Source organism: Paenibacillus sp. JCM 10914 (assembly GCF_001315105.1).
GTDB lineage: Bacteria > Bacillota > Bacilli > Paenibacillales > Paenibacillaceae > Paenibacillus_AQ.
Genome location: NZ_BAZR01000052.1, coordinates 1 through 17,620, shown reverse-complemented (window position 1 = coordinate 17,620; position 17,620 = coordinate 1). Strand labels below are relative to the sequence as shown.

The following is a 17,620-nucleotide window of genomic DNA, read 5'->3' as shown; positions in this document are numbered from 1 at the left end:
CCTTGGACGTGCGCCGCTTGATGTACAGCGACGCCTGGCAGCTGGCCAAGTCGTCGCTATGGCTGGGACACGGTGGAGAGACGTGGCGACAGTCCTATCTCGCCTTGCAGTCCCAGCCATATGTCGGAGCGCAAGTGCACAGCGGATACATGGATATCTTGTTGAATACCGGTATCATCGGTTTGGCGATCATCCTTGCTCTGATCATTTATATGTTACAGCGGCTAAGTGCAGCCCGCTCTATCTACATGCCTGCAGCGGCCGTGTTGTCCATCCATGCGATCATTGATTTCGATTGGAGCTTCGGAATCGTCTGGCTGCTGCTGTTATGGCTATCGATCATGGGTTTATCCGAGGAATCGAATCGGGAGAAGCTGGCAACGCAAAGAAGTATTCGATTTGTACGTTGGAGACCGAAAGGGTTCACCTTTGTTCTTCTCCTCTGCCTAATCGTCTGGTCTTCGCTGTGTGCGGTGCTTGGGATGAGTGAGCTTAACCTCCAGCTTGCCTCGTCAGCTCCTCCCGCGAAGCAGTCGGCGCTGCTGAAGGCGGCTCTGCGCTGGAATCCCGCGAATGTACAGGCGGCGATCCGCTTGTCCGCCTCGATGCCGCCAGCCCAACGAATCGATTGGTTGCGCCATAGCCTGGCTTACGCGCCCAGCCATCCCGGACTAAGCTGGGAGCTGGCCGAGTCCTATGCGCGGACGGGGCAGTCCGAATATGCAGCCCATTGGTTCAGTGCCAGTCTGCTGCTTGATCGGTTTCAGGCAAGCAAGCAGACGCAGGCGATTGTTGAGATGGCTTCTTTATCTGATCGCTATTGGCGTGCCGGGGCGTATACGGAGTCAGCTGAAACGGCGCAGTCAGCACTCGACCTGCTTCGTCGTTATCGTCAGCTCGCGATAGAGCTCAGTGAGATCACGCCGCTTCGTAATGATCGGGATTTCCGTGTAACACGGCTCGCGAGCCGTCAGGAAGAGCGCTTGAAGAAGGCCATCGAAATTCCTGTGGAATAGATGATGTGTTTGTTATCCGCCGAAGGCGTCCCGAAAGGCCGACGCTAACTGTCGCTCCGGGATTTCCCACAGCTCGGCAAGCTCTCCGCACACGTCTTTTTCCCACCAGTCGCAGAGCAGCTTCTTATTGCTGTGATTCTCGTGAATCCAGATCAGGTTGCCAATGACTTTGCGATAGTACAGATCCTCTCCTTGCTTGAGGGTATCGGGCGGAAGATACAGCTTGAGACGCTTGGTCGTCCGATATAATTCTTTGCTGCAGGCCCGCCGGATTCCGCGCGGGGATGGTGGTTTACTGCCGGGTTGTTTCGTATGGGGAGAATGCATGCGTTCTTCACTCCTTTGTTTCACCATATGAATGGGACCGGGCGAAAGACACAGCTTTGCCCACAAATGGGCGCAGTAGAAGGCATGTCCCGGGCTGTGTTAGAATAGGCTAGTAGAAGTAAGTAGCGCATAATGAAAGTGGGGAGCACGCGTGGACTTCTTTTACGAGATAATCGGTAAGCTGTTTGAGTGGATACAGCAACTCGGCTATTTGGGCATTATGCTTGGATTGATGGTAGAGGTCATACCAAGTGAGATTGTGTTGGCATACGGTGGCTATTTGGTATCCATCGGCGAAGTGAACTTCCTGGGCGCCATGTTATTTGGAACGGTTGGTGGCGTATTGGCACAGTTGTTCATTTATTGGATCGGCCGATACGGCGGCAGACCATTCCTGGAGCGATACGGGAAGTACATATTAATTAAGAAGAAGCATATCGATTACGCCGAGGAATGGTTCGCAAAGTACGGTACGGGCGTGATATTTACCGCGCGATTTGTTCCCGTCGTTCGTCATGCCATTTCAATACCTGCCGGCATATCGAAGATGAATGTGGGCCGCTTCACGTTCTTGACGACGCTGGCTGTGATCCCATGGACGGCTCTGTTTCTATACCTCGGGCTATTGCTTGGCGACCGGTGGGAGCAGATCGATGAGAAGGCTGGGCCGTACGTTCAGGAAATATTGCTTGGTGCGTTGGCGGTTATGATTTTTTATTTTTTAATGAAGTGGATAAAATCATCGAAAGTGAGGTCGTAAACAATGACGATGAATATGGCAAATCATATAGGCACAGGCAGATTGCCTCAGCAGTTTGTAGACGGAATGCAGAAGAATCAGGATACTTTCAAGCGTGGTTATGAGCAATTTACTTGGGATAACGAAGAGGACAAGGCGTTTTTTGAAAGCCTGAATGATCGCGACAATCTGAGGGTGCTGATTCTTGCAGCGGATTGGTGCGGCGATGTCGCCCGCAACGTTCCGGTCGTATTTCGTGCGATGGAAACCGCGGGCATCCAGACGGAAGTATTGATCATGGAAGAAAATCTGGATGTTATGGACCAATTCCTGACGCTGGGCGGTCGTTCCATACCGGTCGTAATCTTTTCCGACATTGAAGGGAATGTGCAAGGTACCTGGGGGCCTCGTCCAGCGCATGTACAGAAGTATATGATCGAGTTCAAAAAGGATAACCCGAATCGGGAAGCTCCGGACTATCAGGACAATATGGCCGTTACTCGTCAGAACATCGTGCAGGCTTATGGAGAAGGTAACGCGGCTCATGCTGTTATCATTCAGGAACTGCGCGAGCTGATCTCAGGTTTTTGATCATGGGGCTGCATATTGAGTCTTTCTCACTCGGACCACTCCAGACGAATGCTTATTTGTTGAAGGGCTCGGAGGAAGGAAAAGCGATTATCATTGATCCAGGAATGAATCCTGCTGCATTGATCAAACGCATTGCAGATCTGGAGATTGAAGCGATTCTGCTGACCCATGCTCACTTTGACCACATGGGCGGAGTTGATGAAATCCGGAAACTGAAGCAATGCCCGGTTTACCTGCATACTTTGGAGAGCGAATGGCTGGACAATGCCAAATTGAATGGTTCCACAAGATGGCCGCAAGTAACGGGGCCGCTTACGACCGACCCGGCTGAATTCGATCTGGCGGATGGACTTGAGTTGAATTTGATCGGGGAGACATTCACGGTATACCATACACCAGGACATTCCCCGGGAAGTGTCAGCTTTCTGTGTGGGGAGCATCTGTTCTCGGGAGATGTCTTATTCCGCTTAGGAGTGGGACGAACGGATCTTCCGGGCGGCAGGGAGCGAGATCTGATTCATTCCATACAACATACGCTTTATTCATTTCCGGATGAGGTAACGGTCTATCCTGGCCATGGTCCACGGACAAGCATCGGGTATGAGAAACAGCGTAATCCCTACGTTCCTGAAGGCACGTAGGAAGCCCAAACCTCGAATCCGACAATATTCGAGAAATTTTGTCTGGACAAGGAAAGACAAGATTGATACAATACGGTTAATTAAATGTTAACCATTGCGAAGCACGCAGACTGTGGATGTATTCCCGGTTTGCGTTCTTTTATTTTATGGGCATTTGTTTCGGACGTTTAGGGAGGTTCGCCTGTGAGTAAAGATCATCTGTCGCTATTGAACGGAAAGCCGACAAGGGGCGAAGAGGTGGGTCGGCAGAGTGGCGGTTGTTCAGGACAGACGGAGATTACATCCGTTGTCTGGGACAGGCTGGTGAAGGAAGAAGGCATGGTGCAGCAACCGTGGCACTATCGCCTGCAGGCAAGGAGATCGGAGTAAGTCAAATTTTTCTTGCGATGAATACGTGTACATCTAATTCAGGTCCTTGTAATGTAGTTGAACTAACAAGTCTGTATGATGCGGTGATCGACCCGGTATGTTACCGGGAACGGTCGCCGTATTTTTTTTGCGAGAGGATATGCTTGATCCGCAAAATGTGGCAAAAATAGATATAGATGCATTTGAACGATGGGGGATACTTATTCGTATTACATAAGGGAAGAGGAGAGAGGGTGATGGAACTACGATGAACCTTGAGGAGAGAGACCTGATCAGGCAAGCACAGCAAGGAGATGCGGCAGCTATGGCCAGATTGTTCAAGCAGCATTACTCCTTTCTATATAAATATATGCTCAAAGTTACGATGAATCCGACGATTGCCGAGGATATGACACAGGATACGATCGTTCGATGCATTGAGAATATGTCTCGATATAATGGTTCTTCGTCGTTCTCATCCTGGATGATGACGGTGGGTACCCGTCTATACATCGACAACACGAGGCGAAGGCAGCGGGAGAAAAAATGGATGGAGCAAGAAGGCGCCGATATTTCGAGAAGAATGCGTTGGCAGATGGAGCGACAGGGTGAGAGTTGGAGTGAAATGTTGGACGGGTTGTCCCGCTTATCCGGTGATCACCGAATTGCTATTTTGCTTAAGCATTATTACGGTTACAGCTACGAAGAGATCGGTAACATGCTGGACATACCTGAAGGAACCGTGAAGTCACGGACGGCATACGGAATCAAGCAGCTGAGAAAGGAGATGACAAGCGATGTCCAATGACCGGGAGAATGAGGAGCAGCAATGGCTAGATGAACTGAACCGCGAGTTCCGGCGCGTGGATCAGACGTTCGAGGATGGACCCGAGCCCTCCTTGAAAGGGTTGCAGATGCTGGCCGAGCATACGATCGCGCGGCGTCGCCGTCGTATGAAGTATGAACTTCTAATCTTTCTGATGGTTGCGTTCTCAGTAGTTGGAGGGGGACTCCTGGCCGCATTGGCCGTACCGATGGCGCTTGTGCTCATACAAGGAATCGGCATGCTGGCTGGCGTGGGCGTCCTCGTATTTTCGAAGAAGCTCAGGGAATCCGGAAAGAAGGGAATCGAATGAACCAACTAACGACAGCAGAATTATGGATCGTTATCGCTTCCTTTGCGCTCGTGTTGGTCCAGGGAACATGGCTCTTTCTCGATGCAAGGAAGCGGGGACTTGGCAGATACGCCTGGTTCTGGGGCATATGGGGATCAACCACGATGCCGCTTCCGCTGCTGCTTTACTGGATTTTTATTATCCGCAAGCGACGTTAGGAATCACTTGTATTACTTAATAAATATGGAAAGCTGGTGAACGTAATGGGAATGGAAAATATAAATTGGGGACTCATCTGGCCGATAATTGCCTTACAGCTCATTCTGGCCATCGTTGGTCTCGTGTCTCTGGCAAAATCAGAGGCAGCAAATATTCGCGGTCCGAAGTGGATGTGGGTACTGATCTTGTTGCTCGGTAATATTATTGGCTGCGTTGCGTACTTTATCATCGCAAGAAAAGAGGCCTGATCCATGAAACTTCTTACGATTTCTAATCTGACCAAACGCTTTGGAACCCTAACTCCGGTAGATGGAATCTCGTTTGAACTGGAGCAGGGCAGCTGTACCGCGCTGCTTGGACCGAATGGTGCCGGCAAGACGACAACGCTCCGAATGCTTGCCGGGTTGCTGTCTCCGACGCAGGGGCAAATTCAATATGCTGCAACAGGGAAGAGCCAGGATTCATGGCGCGAGCGAATCGGTTATTTGCCGCAGTACCCCAAATTCTACCCCTGGATGACCGGGATCGAATACTTGCTCTTCGGTGCGAGACTATCCGGACTGAAACGGAGTCAGGCCTTGATTCGCAGCCAGGAGGTGCTGGAAATGGTCGGTCTGGAGGAAGCGGCCAAACGCCGCATTTCCGGATACTCGGGCGGGATGAAACAACGGCTCGGCATTGCCCAGGCGCTGGTGCATCAGCCGGATCTGATCATGCTGGATGAGCCTGTTTCCGCGCTCGACCCGATTGGTCGGCGGGAAGTCATGGATCTCTTGCAGCGGCTGCGCGGTGACGTCACCATTCTGTTCTCCACGCATGTCCTTCACGATGCCGAGGAGATCTGTGACGATATGGTGTTGATGGTGGATGGCCGCATAGCCGAGATGGGATCGCTTCAGTCACTACGAACGAAATATCGTCAGCCTGTCCTGACGATCGAGGTAGAGACGGGGGAACGAGAGTTGAAATGGTTGCGCGAACTTTCTAATCGTTCGTATGTAGAGGGGATCGAAGTCGGGAAGAGGGGGGCTAAGCTGATGGTGAACGATATGACGACGGCCCGTGACGCTTTGATCCAGGAGCTTGCTCATGAAGGAATCGGATTGCTACGATTTGAGGCGGGTAATTCCACGCTGGAAGATATGTTTATGAAGGTGGTGGGTTCATGAACCGTTTCGTAATTTTTTATCGCAAGGAAATGCTCGAATCCGCCCGTACATTCAAATGGATATGGGTGCCTGCGGTGTTTCTGCTGCTTGGCATCATGCAGCCGTTATCCACGTATTACTTGCCTGAAATTCTGAAGATGTCCGGGGAGATACCGCCGGAAGCTGCTGCGCTGTTTACCGTTCCATCTGCGGAGAGTGTGATGGCATCCACCTTGAGCCAATTCAGTACGATTGGATTATTGGTGCTTGTATTGTCGGGGATGAATCTCGTGGCCGGGGAGCGTGCTACCGGGACGGCGGAGCTTGTGCTTACACGAACGGCCTCGACACTGCCCATGATCGCTGCCAAGTGGGCGGCAATGATGAGCTTAGTGGTCGCATCATTTATACTCGGACTGGCAGGGGCTGCTTATTATACGTATCAATTGATCGGTCCGATAGCCTGGAATACGCTTATCAGCGGTGGGACGATTTATGTATTATGGCTTGCTTGGATCGTAACCCTCATCCTGCCGCTCGGTGCAATCCTGCGCGGACCAGCCGCTGCGTTCATCAGTCTGGGCATCGCAGCGGGACTCTCCTTATTATCGGGGCTGCTGCCCACGCGGTTCTCGTGGAATCCGGGACGTCTTAGCAGCCTGGCTGCAGAGCGCATACTGGGCGATGGCAGCATTTTGTGGCAACCCGCAGTCGTTGCGCTGCTCATCATGGTGGCTTCCATCGCCGCTGCCGCAGCAATGCTCAAGAAGAGCCCGCTGTCTCCACAATCCTAGTTCATCATGAGAGATTCAGGTTTTATCCGAATCGCATGGACATCTCTATCTTTTTTTAGTAGACTATGAAGATAAAAAAAAGGATAGACAACTCAGGAGGTAGACGATGCTGCGTTTAGGGGAAAAGATTACAATCGTTGCGGACACCTTTGAGCAGAATATTCCAATCGGTCAATACGGTTATATAATCGCATATGACCGAAATCCGGATAATGCGTTCGATTATGTGATTCGGATTCCGATTCTCAACCGTAATTTTTTCGTGCCAGCGGAAGATATTGAGCTGGAGACGATTGTGTTGAAGCTGGAAGCCGAGCGTGTCGAACGTGAAGCGCTCATCGATTTCGCCCTGTCGACATATAATGAGAAGCTGTTTCATCAAGTCATGAACGGCGAGTTAGAGAGTGCGGAAGCGGAAGAGGAAGAAACGCAGGAGGCCATGTCCCAGGCGGATTTCATCAAACAAGTGAATCTTCGTGCTTGGATTTAGGATGGAGCATGTATTTTAAGAGTCGGCGGAAGCCGGCTCTTTTTTGAATGCAAGGTAGTCTGTGTACGGCTGTGGGGCATAATACCAAGCGGCTTCGGATTGAATCTTCCATGCTTCTACAATATAATGAGAAAAGTTATCGAGACAGACTTTACCCCTTTAACTGATAGGGGCATGAAGGAGGACGTAAAGGGATGAGCATTACGGATAAGGATGTTCAGCATGTTGCGAAGCTGGCCCGTTTGAATCTCACGTCGGAAGAAGAGCAGATGTTCACCGGCCAACTGAATGCAATTTTACAATATGCCGAGAAGTTAAATGAACTGGATACGGAAGGCGTTGAGCCGACGACGCATGTGCTTCATCTTAGCAATGTCATGAGAGAAGACGTGGTGCGTGAAAGCCTGCCAATCGAGAAGGTGCTGCTGAATGCACCGGATGAGGAAGACGATCAAATTAAAGTACCTGCTGTATTGGAATAGCTTGAAGGGAGGATATACACTTGAGTCTGTTTGATTACAAGTTAACGGAGATACATAACAAGCTGCAGAGCAAGGAGCTTTCCGTCACCGATTTGGTCGACCAAGCCTTCACCAGCATATCGGAGCGCGAGGATCGGGTGAAAGCTTATATTACGCTTGATGAAGAGGGTGCCCGTGCTTCTGCCAAGGTCTTGGATGCGAAGTTGGTTGCTGGCGGTGCACGCGGATTATTGTTCGGATTACCCGCCGGTATTAAGGACAATATCGTAACGGAAGGACTCCGCACGACATGCGCCAGTCAGTTTCTGTCGAATTTCACGCCGGTTTATGATGCGACGGTTGTCGACAAATTACGTGCGGCCGATAGCGTAACGATCGGTAAGTTGAACATGGACGAGTTCGCCATGGGGGGCTCTAATGAGAACTCCAGTTACTACCCTGTGCGCAATCCGTGGAATCTGAACCGGGTACCGGGCGGCTCCAGCGGTGGCTCGGCTGCGGCTGTTGCTGCTGGCGAGGCCTATTTCGCACTGGGATCGGATACAGGTGGTTCCATTCGTCAACCAGCATCGTATTGTGGTGTGGTTGGGTTGAAGCCAACCTATGGTCTGGTGTCCCGTTTTGGTCTTGTGGCCTTTGCTTCTTCACTCGATCAGATCGGACCATTGACCAAAAATGTCGAGGATTCCGCTTATGTTCTGCAAGCTATTGCAGGTTATGACCAGATGGATTCAACATCTGCCAAAGTGGACGTGCCTGACTATCTCAGCGCACTCTCCGGTGATGTATCGGGACTGCGGATCGCCGTGCCGAAAGAGTATCTGGGCGAAGGCGTCGATGCTGAGGTGAAGAACACGGTCCTGGAAGCATTGAAAGTGCTGGAAGGACTTGGTGCTACATGGGATGAAGTATCCCTTCCGCATACCGATTATGCCGTGGCTACGTATTATTTGCTGGCTTCTTCGGAGGCTTCATCGAATTTGGCGCGTTTTGACGGTGTGCGCTACGGCGTTCGCTCGGACAATGCCGGTAGCCTGATCGATTTATACCATGAATCCCGCAGCCAGGCTTTGGGGATGAGGTGAAGCGCCGCATCATGCTGGGTACATATGCACTCAGTTCCGGTTATTACGACGCCTATTATTTAAAAGCACAGAAGGCGCGTACGCTCATTAAGCAGGATTTCGATAACGTATTCGAACAATATGATGTGATCATCGGACCAACAGCTCCAACCACAGCGTTTGAACTCGGAGCCCAAGTAGACGATCCGCTTACGATGTATTTGAATGATATCCTTACCATTCCAGTTAGCTTGGCTGGCGTTCCGGCAGTTAGTATTCCGTGCGGGTTCGCAGACGGATTGCCTGTAGGCATGCAAATTATCGGCAAGGCGTTTGATGAATCAACCGTGCTGCGCGTTGCGCATGCTTACGAGCAACACACTGAACACCATAAACGGCGCCCAGAGCTGTAATTCGGCGGCAGAGAAGGAGGGAGAACAATCGATGTCTACATCCAAATATGAAACGGTAATTGGACTTGAAGTGCACGTTGAGCTGCATACGAAATCCAAAATCTTTTGCGGCTGCTCCACTGCGTTTGGAGCGCCACCAAATACACATACATGCCCTATCTGCCTTGGTCATCCGGGCGTATTGCCTGTCCTTAACCGCCAAGCTGTGGAATATGCCATGAAAGCAGCGATGGCGCTGAATTGTACCATCGGCGATGTCAGCAAATTTGACCGCAAGAACTATTTTTATCCGGATTCACCGAAGGCGTACCAGATCTCCCAATATGATCAGCCAATCGGAGAGAATGGCTGGATTGATATCGAAGTGGATGGGAAGACCAAACGTATCGGCATTACACGTCTTCATCTGGAAGAAGATGCGGGCAAGCTAACCCATGTCGATGGTGGTTACGCATCTTTAGTCGATTTTAACCGTGTGGGAACACCGTTAGTTGAGATTGTATCCGAGCCAGAAATCTCGACACCAGAGGAAGCGAAGGCTTATCTGGAGAAGATACGTGCCATTATGCAATATTGCGATGTCTCGGATGTGAAGATGGAGGAAGGATCGCTTCGGTGCGATGCGAACATCAGTCTTCGTCCTTGGGGGCAAGAAGAGTTCGGCACGAAGGCGGAGCTTAAGAATATGAACTCTTTCCGCGGTGTACTGCGCGGTTTGGAATATGAGCAGTTCCGCCAGGCCGAAACGCTCGATGAAGGCGGTGTAATTATACAAGAAACCCGCCGCTGGGATGAGACGCAGGCCAAAACGTTCTCCATGCGCGGCAAGGAGCAGGCACACGACTATCGTTATTTCCCGGACCCGGATTTGGTGACTGTGCACATTAGTGATGAGTGGAGAGAGACAGTTCTCGCCACGATACCAGAGCTTCCGGATGCTCGTAAGGCACGTTATGCTTCCGAATATGATTTGCCGGATTATGATGCCGCTGTTATTACAGCGTCCAAGCCACTGGCGGATTTCTTCGAGGATAGCTTGAATTATACCAAGGACGCCAAATCCGTCTCTAACTGGATCATGGGCGATCTGCTAGGTTACCTAAACTCTAGCAATCTGGAACTGTCCGAAGTGAAAGTCACCGGTCAAGGTCTAGGTGAGATGATCGGACTGATCGAGAAGGGAACGATCAGCAGCAAGATCGCCAAAACAGTCTTCAAGGAGATGCTGGAGAACGGTAAACTGCCAGCGCAAATCGTTGAAGAGAAGGGACTCGTACAGATTAGCGACGAGGGTGCAATCAAGAGCATTGTCGAGCAGGTGGTTGCGAATAATCCGCAATCCGTAGAGGATTATAAAGCGGGTAAACAGAAAGCAATCGGCTTCCTGGTTGGTCAAGTCATGAAGGAAAGTAAGGGCAAAGCTAATCCTGCCCTCGCCAACAAATTGCTGGTCGAGGTTCTGAACGGATAGCATCAAGATGTCATACAGATGATAAGGAGCTTGTCCTGATTAACAGGATGAGTTCCTTTTTTCTTAAACAATACGATTGTAGAGGATGAATAGGATGATTGCGAAGTTATCATTGGAGGATAGAGATATCGTTCGCCAAATCTGGAGCTTGCAGCATATGGCTTATCCGCTGGAAGCCAAGCTTATCGGTTTCTCTGAGCTCCCACCATTACAAGATACGTTTGATACGATTCGAAACAGTGGCGAGACTTTCTATGGTTTTATGAATGAGGACGAGGATCTACTGGGCGCTATTGCGATAGAAAAGGAGGCAGAGACGATCACGATCGCTCGCATGATGGTACATCCAGCCCATTTTCGTAAAGGAATCGCTGGAGCACTCGTGCGTCATGTATTGGAGACCCATGCGAATGCCTCTGTCTATATCGTCTCGACGGGTACACGGAATGCGCCGGCTGTATCGCTGTACACCAAATTCGGGTTTGCGCCGGACCATGTCTTTGAAGTTGCCCCAGGCGTGGAACTGACTGAATTCCATTTGCGGAATCCATTTTAAAACGTAAGTTCAGGATAGCCCATCCAGTTTTTTGCCAGTTACTTCATGGCCTGGTTGGGGTACTATCAAAGAAAACACCCTGGTGGATCCTGCATCGGAAGGAGGGAAGCAGGTTATGAATACATCTTCCGGACGCCAATCGGGACAAGGCAAGAATCAAGTACGCAAGCGGCGAGCCAGACGGGATGGCAGACCTCAGCACAAAAAGAGAAAGCTATACGCATTGCTGCTAGCAGCAGTCGTTCCTGGTTTGGGTCATTTATATCTCGGCATATACCGCAAAGGGATTACCTTTATGATGTTATTGCTGCTTGATGTATCGGCTCTTCTGTATTTCTCTTCGATTGGGATGCAGATCAATGTGCCGTTGCTGATTGTGTTGGGATTGTTAATACCGATTGGGTATTTCTATAATGTGTACGATGTGCTGCAAGCGGCGGAGTATGTTATCTCCAGGAGACGCCGTACAAGCACGGCTACCGTTAGTACAGACGCTAAGGCTCGTCAGAGCCATCCTTTTCGGAGGGAGCACAGTCTTGCTTTTGGACTCATGCTGGTTGTAGTAGGCACACTGCTTATATTGTTTCATCAGAAACCACCATGGCTGCAGATCGCGATTCGAGATTACGGTGCAGAATTTTCTGCGATTATGCTGATGATTACCGGGATCTGGGCCGGTGTTCGAGAAGCTCTGCGTTACCGCCGAGATAAACGGAACTCCGCGTAGCCAATTGATTTTCAACTTGAAACTAACGAAGCATTAGCATCAACGGGCAAGGGAGGAGACAGATGAAGCATAGAATCAGAGTAGGTCGTTATACAGCCGCCTTATTGCTTGTTATGACAGGTTTATTACTGCTGCTGGACGAATGGATCGGGACTGATTATATATTTCTGCTCCAACGCTGGTGGCCATTGCTGTTCATTTTATTTGGGCTGGAATATTTAATCCGGTATACGATTACACGGTTAATCGGCCGACGAGATGAGTTTCGATTCAGGCCCGATTTGCGCGGTGTTCTGCTTGCAGTCTGCGTGACGGCTTCCGTATTCGTGATTTCACAGCAAGAGCATTTTCTCCATCTGTGGAACCGGGTGAGTCTGAACCTAACGGCTGCGGGCGTTGATTATAGTGAAGCAGAGGGGAGTCAATTTACGAAACCCTTGCTGGAAGTGCCGGTGGATCTTGAGACCGAGAAGATCATCGTAGATCATCTAAACGGGGATATCATGATTTCTCGTCAGAGCGTCAGCAATATCGAAGTGGAGACCGAGATATGGGTTGATCATGAGAAGCCTGAGTTGGCTGAAGGAATTGCTGAGCAATCCATGATAGAGGCAACGGAAGGAAAGACGGTTACGGTTCGTGCGAAGGGAAAATCTTACGGTGAATCCGGTAAGCGGCAGCCGCGAATGAACCTGATTATCGCTGTTCCGAATGATCGCCGATTTAATTTGGAGATACGGACGATGAACGGAAGCATAACGCTAAATCGTTACGAAGCGATTGAGTATATTAATCTTGAGAGCGGTAATGGTCCGATTCAGTTAGATCAGGTATACGGAGACGTGACGGGTAAGACGTTAAATGGTGCGATTAGTGCAAGAAATGTAATCGGTGACGTTAAGTTATCCACCAACAGGGGGAATATGACGGCCGTTGACATTACGGGAGAGACGGATCTAACCACGCAAGTCGGTAATGTTACCGTCAAACGCACGCAACAGAATATACGAGCCAGCACCAAAAATGGGAATATTCTGGTCAGTGGTGTTGAAGCTTCTCTTAGCGCCGAGTCGCTTAATGGCGGAATTGTCATCAGGTCTCCGCATGTCGGCGGCAATTGGAACGTATATAGCGCGGTGGGCGAGATGAATTTTCACATTCCGTATGATGCGGACTACAACCTGGAAGGAACGATCAGTTATGGCCGAATCCTTACGACGCTGCCTAATCTTAAGATTGAGCAGAAGACGATTGCTGGAGAATCGGGCACGGCAGAGCATGCGATTCGAATCGAGGGCAACAGTGATTTGAATATCTATCGCAGCTATCCTGAGGATGATGAAGGGCAGCAGCCGGGTCTGCAGACCCCTCTGCCTCATTGACAAAAATCCAACAGGCATTTTACAATAAAGGATGAGAGCGGTAATACTATCGTTATCCTCAGTTCAATTTCGAAGGCGGTGGGCAACTATGGCAACGTCCGTACAGCATGCGCTGGAACAACTGAAAACGACCGGTGTCCGTATCACGCCACAACGTCATGCCATTCTAACTTATTTGGTCGAATCCAAGAGCCACCCGACTGCTGATGAGATTTACCGGGCTCTGGAGCCGAATTTTCCGAGTATGAGTGTTGCTACTGTCTATAATAATTTGAAAATGTTTATTGAAGCCAGCATGGTGCGGGAGTTGACTTACGGAGATAATTCGAGTCGATTTGACGCCAACGTATCGGATCATCATCACGTCATATGTGAGCAATGCGGAAAAATTGAAGATTTCAGCTATCCGTCCCTTGAAGACGTTGGAGTACAGGCTGAGAAATGTACGGGGTTCGAAGTGAAGGGACTTAGGATGGAGCTCTATGGGCTCTGTAGGTCTTGCAAATAATCTCCGGTGTTATATAGACAAACGTGCGGAATGTATATTCCTCACGTTTTTATTTTTATCGGGCTATTTTGAAATGGGGGGATTCGGATTGGCTAGGAGTAGGCCTCGGAGGAAGAGGCGTTCACGGAAAAATTCATTCATCTTGGGGTTGTTGATGGTTGCGGCGGGGATATGGTGGGCTTCTAGCTCATTATGGCCAAGCCAGACGTATACGGTGCCGGATTGGCGAGGCGTGGAGCAACCGATATTTGTTCAAGGAGAATGGGCAGATGCGTCTGCAAGAGGGACGGGTGAGCAATTGAAGCTGCCGCTGCCGGTTATTCAAGAGTACGTTGATCCGCATATCCATTACGAACAAGAGACTCGGTCCATTATCATCACGACGCCAGACGCGGTACTTCATTTAAACGTGGATCAAACGGATGGTTTGCTAAACGGCAAGCCCGTTACAATTCCTTATGCGCCAGAAAATGTAGACGGTACGATATACGTTCCGTTGAGTCCTTTGAAAGAGCATTTTGGTGTCGTGATTCATGAGAACACGGTCACAGGTGCCGTTATCGTTATGCGGGCGGGTGATCAGATTCAGCTTGCAGCGGCGGCACCTCGTAAAGCGGATGACACTGTGCCGCTGCGTGAGAGCGGGGAGAAGAAATCATCTATTTTAATGGACATGCCTGCAGGGGAGCGTCTGCGGGTGTGGAATGAAGCGGAAGAGTGGCTCTTCGTTCAGAGCGATAACGGTTACACTGGCTATGTTCAGCGCAATCATGTTGAGTTAGGCAATGTCAAAGAAATTCCCGTTCTCGCGCATTCACCTTCACGAGCGGAGACAGAGTGGAGCGGTAAACAGGTGAACCTCGTATGGGAAGCTGTATATAACAAGAATCCCGATACGGCACAGATCGGAGATTTACCTGGTGTTAATGTAGTAAGCCCTACCTGGTTTAGCATCGATGATGTGGAAGGGAATGTTTCATCCAAAGCGGTTAAGCCTTATGTGAGCTGGGCTCATAACCGGGGGATGGAAGTGTGGGCTCTGCTCGATAATGATTTCGATCCGGATTTAACAACAGAAGCGTTGTCTACGTTCGAACGGAGATCCCGCATTATCAAGCAAACGCTGGCATATGCCAAACAATATAATATCGATGGTATCAATATCGATTTTGAGAATGTATATACCAAGGATAAAGATCCCGTGGTTCAATTCACGAGAGAATTAATGCCACTTGCCAAGCAAGCAGGGCTCATTGTGTCCATTGACGTTACCCCCAAATCCAACAGTGAGATGTGGTCGGTCTTCCTGGATCGTGAGCGGCTCGGGGAGGCCGTTGATTACATGATGGTTATGGCATATGATGAGCACTGGGCTTCAAGTCCGAATGCGGGCTCGGTAGCTTCGCTACCTTGGACCGAGCGCTCGGTAACGCGAATCATCGAAGAAGATGGTGTGCCGCCTGAGAAGCTAGTATTGGGTATCCCGTTGTATACACGTGTATGGACGGAAGCCGCAGCAGAAGACGGTGCGACGAAGGTGTCGTCGATTGCGATCGGTATGCAGAGACTCCAGGATCTGCTTCAGGAGCAGCAGCTCGACGGTAAGAGCACGTTCGATGCAGCAAGCGGTCAGAATTATGTTCAGTATACCGAAGAAGATGCACTGAAAAGGATATGGATGGAAGATGGTGTATCCCTTCAATCGCGAGTGGAGCTCGCCAAGAAGCTTGAGCTTGGCGGCATTGCCTCCTGGAACCGAAGTTTTGCCGTTCCGGACACGTGGAAGGTGCTTGGGAGCATACACGATGACAAGTAGAGTGACTCATAAATTAATAGTGATATAAAAAATCCCCTCGCAGACTCAAAGGACTGCGAGGGGGTTTTTATATGGGGGTAAAACTATAAATTACGATTTGCTCTGTCCGGCTTCTAATTCCTCGGCTGTGATGTTGGCTTGGGCTGGATCCAATGTCAGGATGGTGTGGCAAAACATGCAGCGGTCGGTTTTACCGAGCATCTTGGTCAGCTTGCCACATTCCGGGCACTGTATTTGAACAGCGCTTGTCGAGAGCATCCCGGCCCAAAAATAAATAGCCAAACTTCCGGTCATGGTAATGAGCCCGATAACCAAACCGATGCCGGCGAATACCTTCCCGGCTTGTCCGAAGAATACGATCCCTGCTGTTCCGAGAACCATAAGGCCCATACCTAGCATGATGAGAAATAAACCCCATGTTCGGAAAGCGTTGATTTTTGCATTTTTAAAAATCATGCTCGAAAACTCCTGTCATTGAAGTATTGGTGTATGAATGAACGCGAAATGAGTAAGGTATCTTCTATTATGTATGGCAAGGGAGAATATCCATAAAGAAGTATATACTTTCTCATCTCCTAAAAGAAGGAACTTAACATGGACATGTAGAATTACATTATAACTGAATTGGCTGAACTTCGCCAAGGAATGTATGGAGGGGACCGTGGAACTGACCAATTATTCTTTTTATTATGGAAATACGGTTGGTGAGGAAGCAGTCGGGGCAATTGCGTATCACCCTGCGCACAAAGCACTGCATGGCTCACTTGTTCATGACTTTGATGTTCATCTCGTTGTCGTGTATGAAGGATTACCTGACGAGCCACCCATCCAGCATACAATTGTAGGTGGGGAACGCTGTCAGGTGCTTAGCATTGGCATGGATGAGCTGCAATTTGAATTATTACGAGGTACACATAAAGTACTAATTAAATGTTTCCTTGAGGGTGAGATTATTACGGACACGATGGAACGTTTATCCGTTCTTCGTCGTGATTTTCTGAGATTCGCTGAACCGATCAGGGAACAGAAGATGTTTATTGGTTTTGCTCATTTTTTGCAGAAGTATATGGATGCCAAGATGTTGTTGAAGGAACATCGGGTGTTGGATGCGTATCATACGTTGCTGGAAGGGCTGAAGCACTGGGCCGAACTGGAGCTTATTGAACGCGGGATACACCCCGAATCAGCCGTATGGGAGCAGATAACGGGATTAAATACACCCGTGCGTAAACTGTACGAGGAGCTCACAGTCAGCACGGAGACATTAGAGCAGCGAGTGGAGCTGGCATTGTTAGCATATGAATTCTCGGTGTCATCTAAAATGGAGAGCTGTTCTGCCTTATTGCTACGAGTATTGAGAGGCCGCAGGAACCCTTGGACTGTGCAGGAGATGATTCAGCATCCGGAATTGATCGCGATTCGAACAGAGCTGCCGATTGTATTGCGTAAACTGGTTTACCGTAATATCGTTCATGAAGTTCCTCTGTGGAAAGAAACCAGACCTCATGGCTCTGAGCCGCTTCGATATACGGCTAACGGATGAAGAAGGACGGGAGTCCTTCTTTTTTTGTATGGATTCAAAATGGTAAATGATTCAATTCACTGTTAGGTGAAGTCGAAAAATTTATTTAGCAAGAATGTTGACGAGCTGCTGTATTCTGTGATAAATTATAACTCGCCCCTTTGAAAGGGACATTGAGAATTCGAAAGTGAAGAATGTCGAATTCAAAAGTTTTCAAAAAAAAGTTCTTGACGAAACAGTGGGCAACATGA

Annotated in this window: 22 protein-coding genes and 1 pseudogene; 21 read left to right on the top strand and 2 right to left on the bottom strand. The window is 49.5% G+C overall.

Annotation, left to right across the window (positions count from 1 at the left end):
- Positions 1-1,016 (top strand): O-antigen ligase (locus JCM10914_RS27615; protein ID WP_206778016.1); only part of this gene is annotated, 1,016 nt, incomplete at its 5' end.
- Between the two features lie 12 nt (positions 1,017-1,028).
- Here the strand turns inward: JCM10914_RS27615 and JCM10914_RS27610 are convergent.
- Complete coding sequence (locus JCM10914_RS27610; RefSeq protein ID WP_023967352.1) at positions 1,029-1,343, bottom strand: hypothetical protein; 315 nt, start codon at positions 1,341-1,343, stop codon at positions 1,029-1,031.
- 151 nt (positions 1,344-1,494) lie between these two features.
- On the opposite strand from JCM10914_RS27610, the gene JCM10914_RS27605 reads away from it, so the two are divergent.
- The 19 genes and pseudogenes from JCM10914_RS27605 (at position 1,495) to JCM10914_RS27515 (ending at position 15,847) form a co-directional block, all read left to right on the top strand.
- Complete coding sequence (locus JCM10914_RS27605) at positions 1,495-2,103, top strand: DedA family protein (protein ID WP_023967350.1); 609 nt, start codon at positions 1,495-1,497, stop codon at positions 2,101-2,103.
- Between the two features lie 3 nt (positions 2,104-2,106).
- Complete coding sequence (locus tag JCM10914_RS27600) at positions 2,107-2,673, top strand: thioredoxin family protein (RefSeq protein ID WP_023967348.1); 567 nt, start codon at positions 2,107-2,109, stop codon at positions 2,671-2,673.
- A gap of 2 nt (positions 2,674-2,675) precedes the next feature.
- On the top strand, positions 2,676-3,314 hold the full coding sequence (locus JCM10914_RS27595; protein ID WP_023967346.1) for an MBL fold metallo-hydrolase: 639 nt from the start codon (positions 2,676-2,678) through the stop codon (positions 3,312-3,314).
- Positions 3,315-3,497: 183 nt separating this feature from the next.
- Positions 3,498-3,683 (top strand): hypothetical protein, encoded by a 186-nt coding sequence (locus JCM10914_RS27590; RefSeq protein ID WP_023967344.1) that lies wholly within the window; start codon positions 3,498-3,500, stop codon positions 3,681-3,683.
- A gap of 247 nt (positions 3,684-3,930) precedes the next feature.
- Positions 3,931-4,470 carry an RNA polymerase sigma factor SigY gene (gene sigY / locus JCM10914_RS27585; protein ID WP_023967342.1) on the top strand — a complete coding sequence of 180 codons (540 nt, stop codon included), beginning with the start codon at positions 3,931-3,933 and terminating at the stop codon, positions 4,468-4,470.
- The gene (locus tag JCM10914_RS27580; protein WP_023967340.1) at positions 4,460-4,798 is read left to right on the top strand and encodes a YxlC family protein; all 339 of its coding nucleotides are present in this window, start codon (positions 4,460-4,462) and stop codon (positions 4,796-4,798) included. The genes sigY and JCM10914_RS27580 overlap by 11 nt, the downstream gene beginning before the upstream one ends.
- Positions 4,795-4,995 (top strand): hypothetical protein, encoded by a 201-nt coding sequence (locus JCM10914_RS27575; protein ID WP_023967338.1) that lies wholly within the window; start codon positions 4,795-4,797, stop codon positions 4,993-4,995. Before JCM10914_RS27580 ends, JCM10914_RS27575 begins: the two co-directional genes overlap by 4 nt.
- Positions 4,996-5,046: 51 nt before the next feature.
- Positions 5,047-5,244 (top strand): PLDc N-terminal domain-containing protein, encoded by a 198-nt coding sequence (locus JCM10914_RS27570; protein WP_036720485.1) that lies wholly within the window; start codon positions 5,047-5,049, stop codon positions 5,242-5,244.
- A gap of 3 nt (positions 5,245-5,247) precedes the next feature.
- Positions 5,248-6,165 (top strand): ABC transporter ATP-binding protein, encoded by a 918-nt coding sequence (locus tag JCM10914_RS27565; RefSeq protein ID WP_023967335.1) that lies wholly within the window; start codon positions 5,248-5,250, stop codon positions 6,163-6,165.
- On the top strand, positions 6,162-6,938 hold the full coding sequence (locus JCM10914_RS27560) for a hypothetical protein (protein ID WP_023967333.1): 777 nt from the start codon (positions 6,162-6,164) through the stop codon (positions 6,936-6,938). The genes JCM10914_RS27565 and JCM10914_RS27560 overlap by 4 nt, the downstream gene beginning before the upstream one ends.
- A gap of 106 nt (positions 6,939-7,044) precedes the next feature.
- A complete protein-coding gene (locus tag JCM10914_RS27555; protein WP_023967331.1) occupies positions 7,045-7,428 on the top strand; it encodes a hypothetical protein in 384 nt (127 codons plus the stop codon).
- 194 nt (positions 7,429-7,622) lie between these two features.
- The gene (gene gatC / locus JCM10914_RS27550) at positions 7,623-7,910 is read left to right on the top strand and encodes an Asp-tRNA(Asn)/Glu-tRNA(Gln) amidotransferase subunit GatC (protein WP_023967329.1); all 288 of its coding nucleotides are present in this window, start codon (positions 7,623-7,625) and stop codon (positions 7,908-7,910) included.
- A 20-nt stretch (positions 7,911-7,930) separates the two neighbouring features.
- Positions 7,931-9,387, top strand: a pseudogene (gene gatA / locus JCM10914_RS27545) (Asp-tRNA(Asn)/Glu-tRNA(Gln) amidotransferase subunit GatA).
- A gap of 31 nt (positions 9,388-9,418) precedes the next feature.
- Positions 9,419-10,858 (top strand): Asp-tRNA(Asn)/Glu-tRNA(Gln) amidotransferase subunit GatB, encoded by a 1,440-nt coding sequence (gene gatB, locus JCM10914_RS27540; protein WP_023967323.1) that lies wholly within the window; start codon positions 9,419-9,421, stop codon positions 10,856-10,858.
- A 94-nt stretch (positions 10,859-10,952) separates the two neighbouring features.
- The gene (locus JCM10914_RS27535; RefSeq protein WP_023967321.1) at positions 10,953-11,414 is read left to right on the top strand and encodes a GNAT family N-acetyltransferase; all 462 of its coding nucleotides are present in this window, start codon (positions 10,953-10,955) and stop codon (positions 11,412-11,414) included.
- Positions 11,415-11,529: 115 nt separating this feature from the next.
- Positions 11,530-12,141, top strand: coding sequence for a hypothetical protein (locus JCM10914_RS27530; RefSeq protein ID WP_023967319.1), 612 nt, complete (start codon positions 11,530-11,532; stop codon positions 12,139-12,141).
- A gap of 62 nt (positions 12,142-12,203) precedes the next feature.
- Positions 12,204-13,523 (top strand): DUF4097 family beta strand repeat-containing protein, encoded by a 1,320-nt coding sequence (locus tag JCM10914_RS27525; RefSeq protein WP_023967317.1) that lies wholly within the window; start codon positions 12,204-12,206, stop codon positions 13,521-13,523.
- Positions 13,524-13,611: 88 nt separating this feature from the next.
- Positions 13,612-14,031: a Fur family transcriptional regulator gene (locus tag JCM10914_RS27520; RefSeq protein WP_023967315.1), complete on the top strand. Its 420-nt coding sequence runs from the start codon at positions 13,612-13,614 to the stop codon at positions 14,029-14,031.
- Positions 14,032-14,119: 88 nt separating this feature from the next.
- On the top strand, positions 14,120-15,847 hold the full coding sequence (locus JCM10914_RS27515) for a glycosyl hydrolase family 18 protein (protein ID WP_036720481.1): 1,728 nt from the start codon (positions 14,120-14,122) through the stop codon (positions 15,845-15,847).
- Between the two features lie 90 nt (positions 15,848-15,937).
- On the opposite strand, the gene JCM10914_RS27510 is transcribed toward JCM10914_RS27515, so the two are convergent.
- Entirely contained in the window at positions 15,938-16,303 is a 366-nt protein-coding gene (locus tag JCM10914_RS27510) for a YgzB family protein (RefSeq protein WP_023967311.1), read from the bottom strand.
- Between the two features lie 205 nt (positions 16,304-16,508).
- On the opposite strand from JCM10914_RS27510, the gene JCM10914_RS27505 reads away from it, so the two are divergent.
- Positions 16,509-17,390, top strand: a complete 882-nt coding sequence (locus tag JCM10914_RS27505) for a nucleotidyltransferase-like protein (RefSeq protein WP_023967309.1) — start codon at positions 16,509-16,511, stop codon at positions 17,388-17,390.
- Positions 17,391-17,620: the final 230 nt, after the last annotated feature.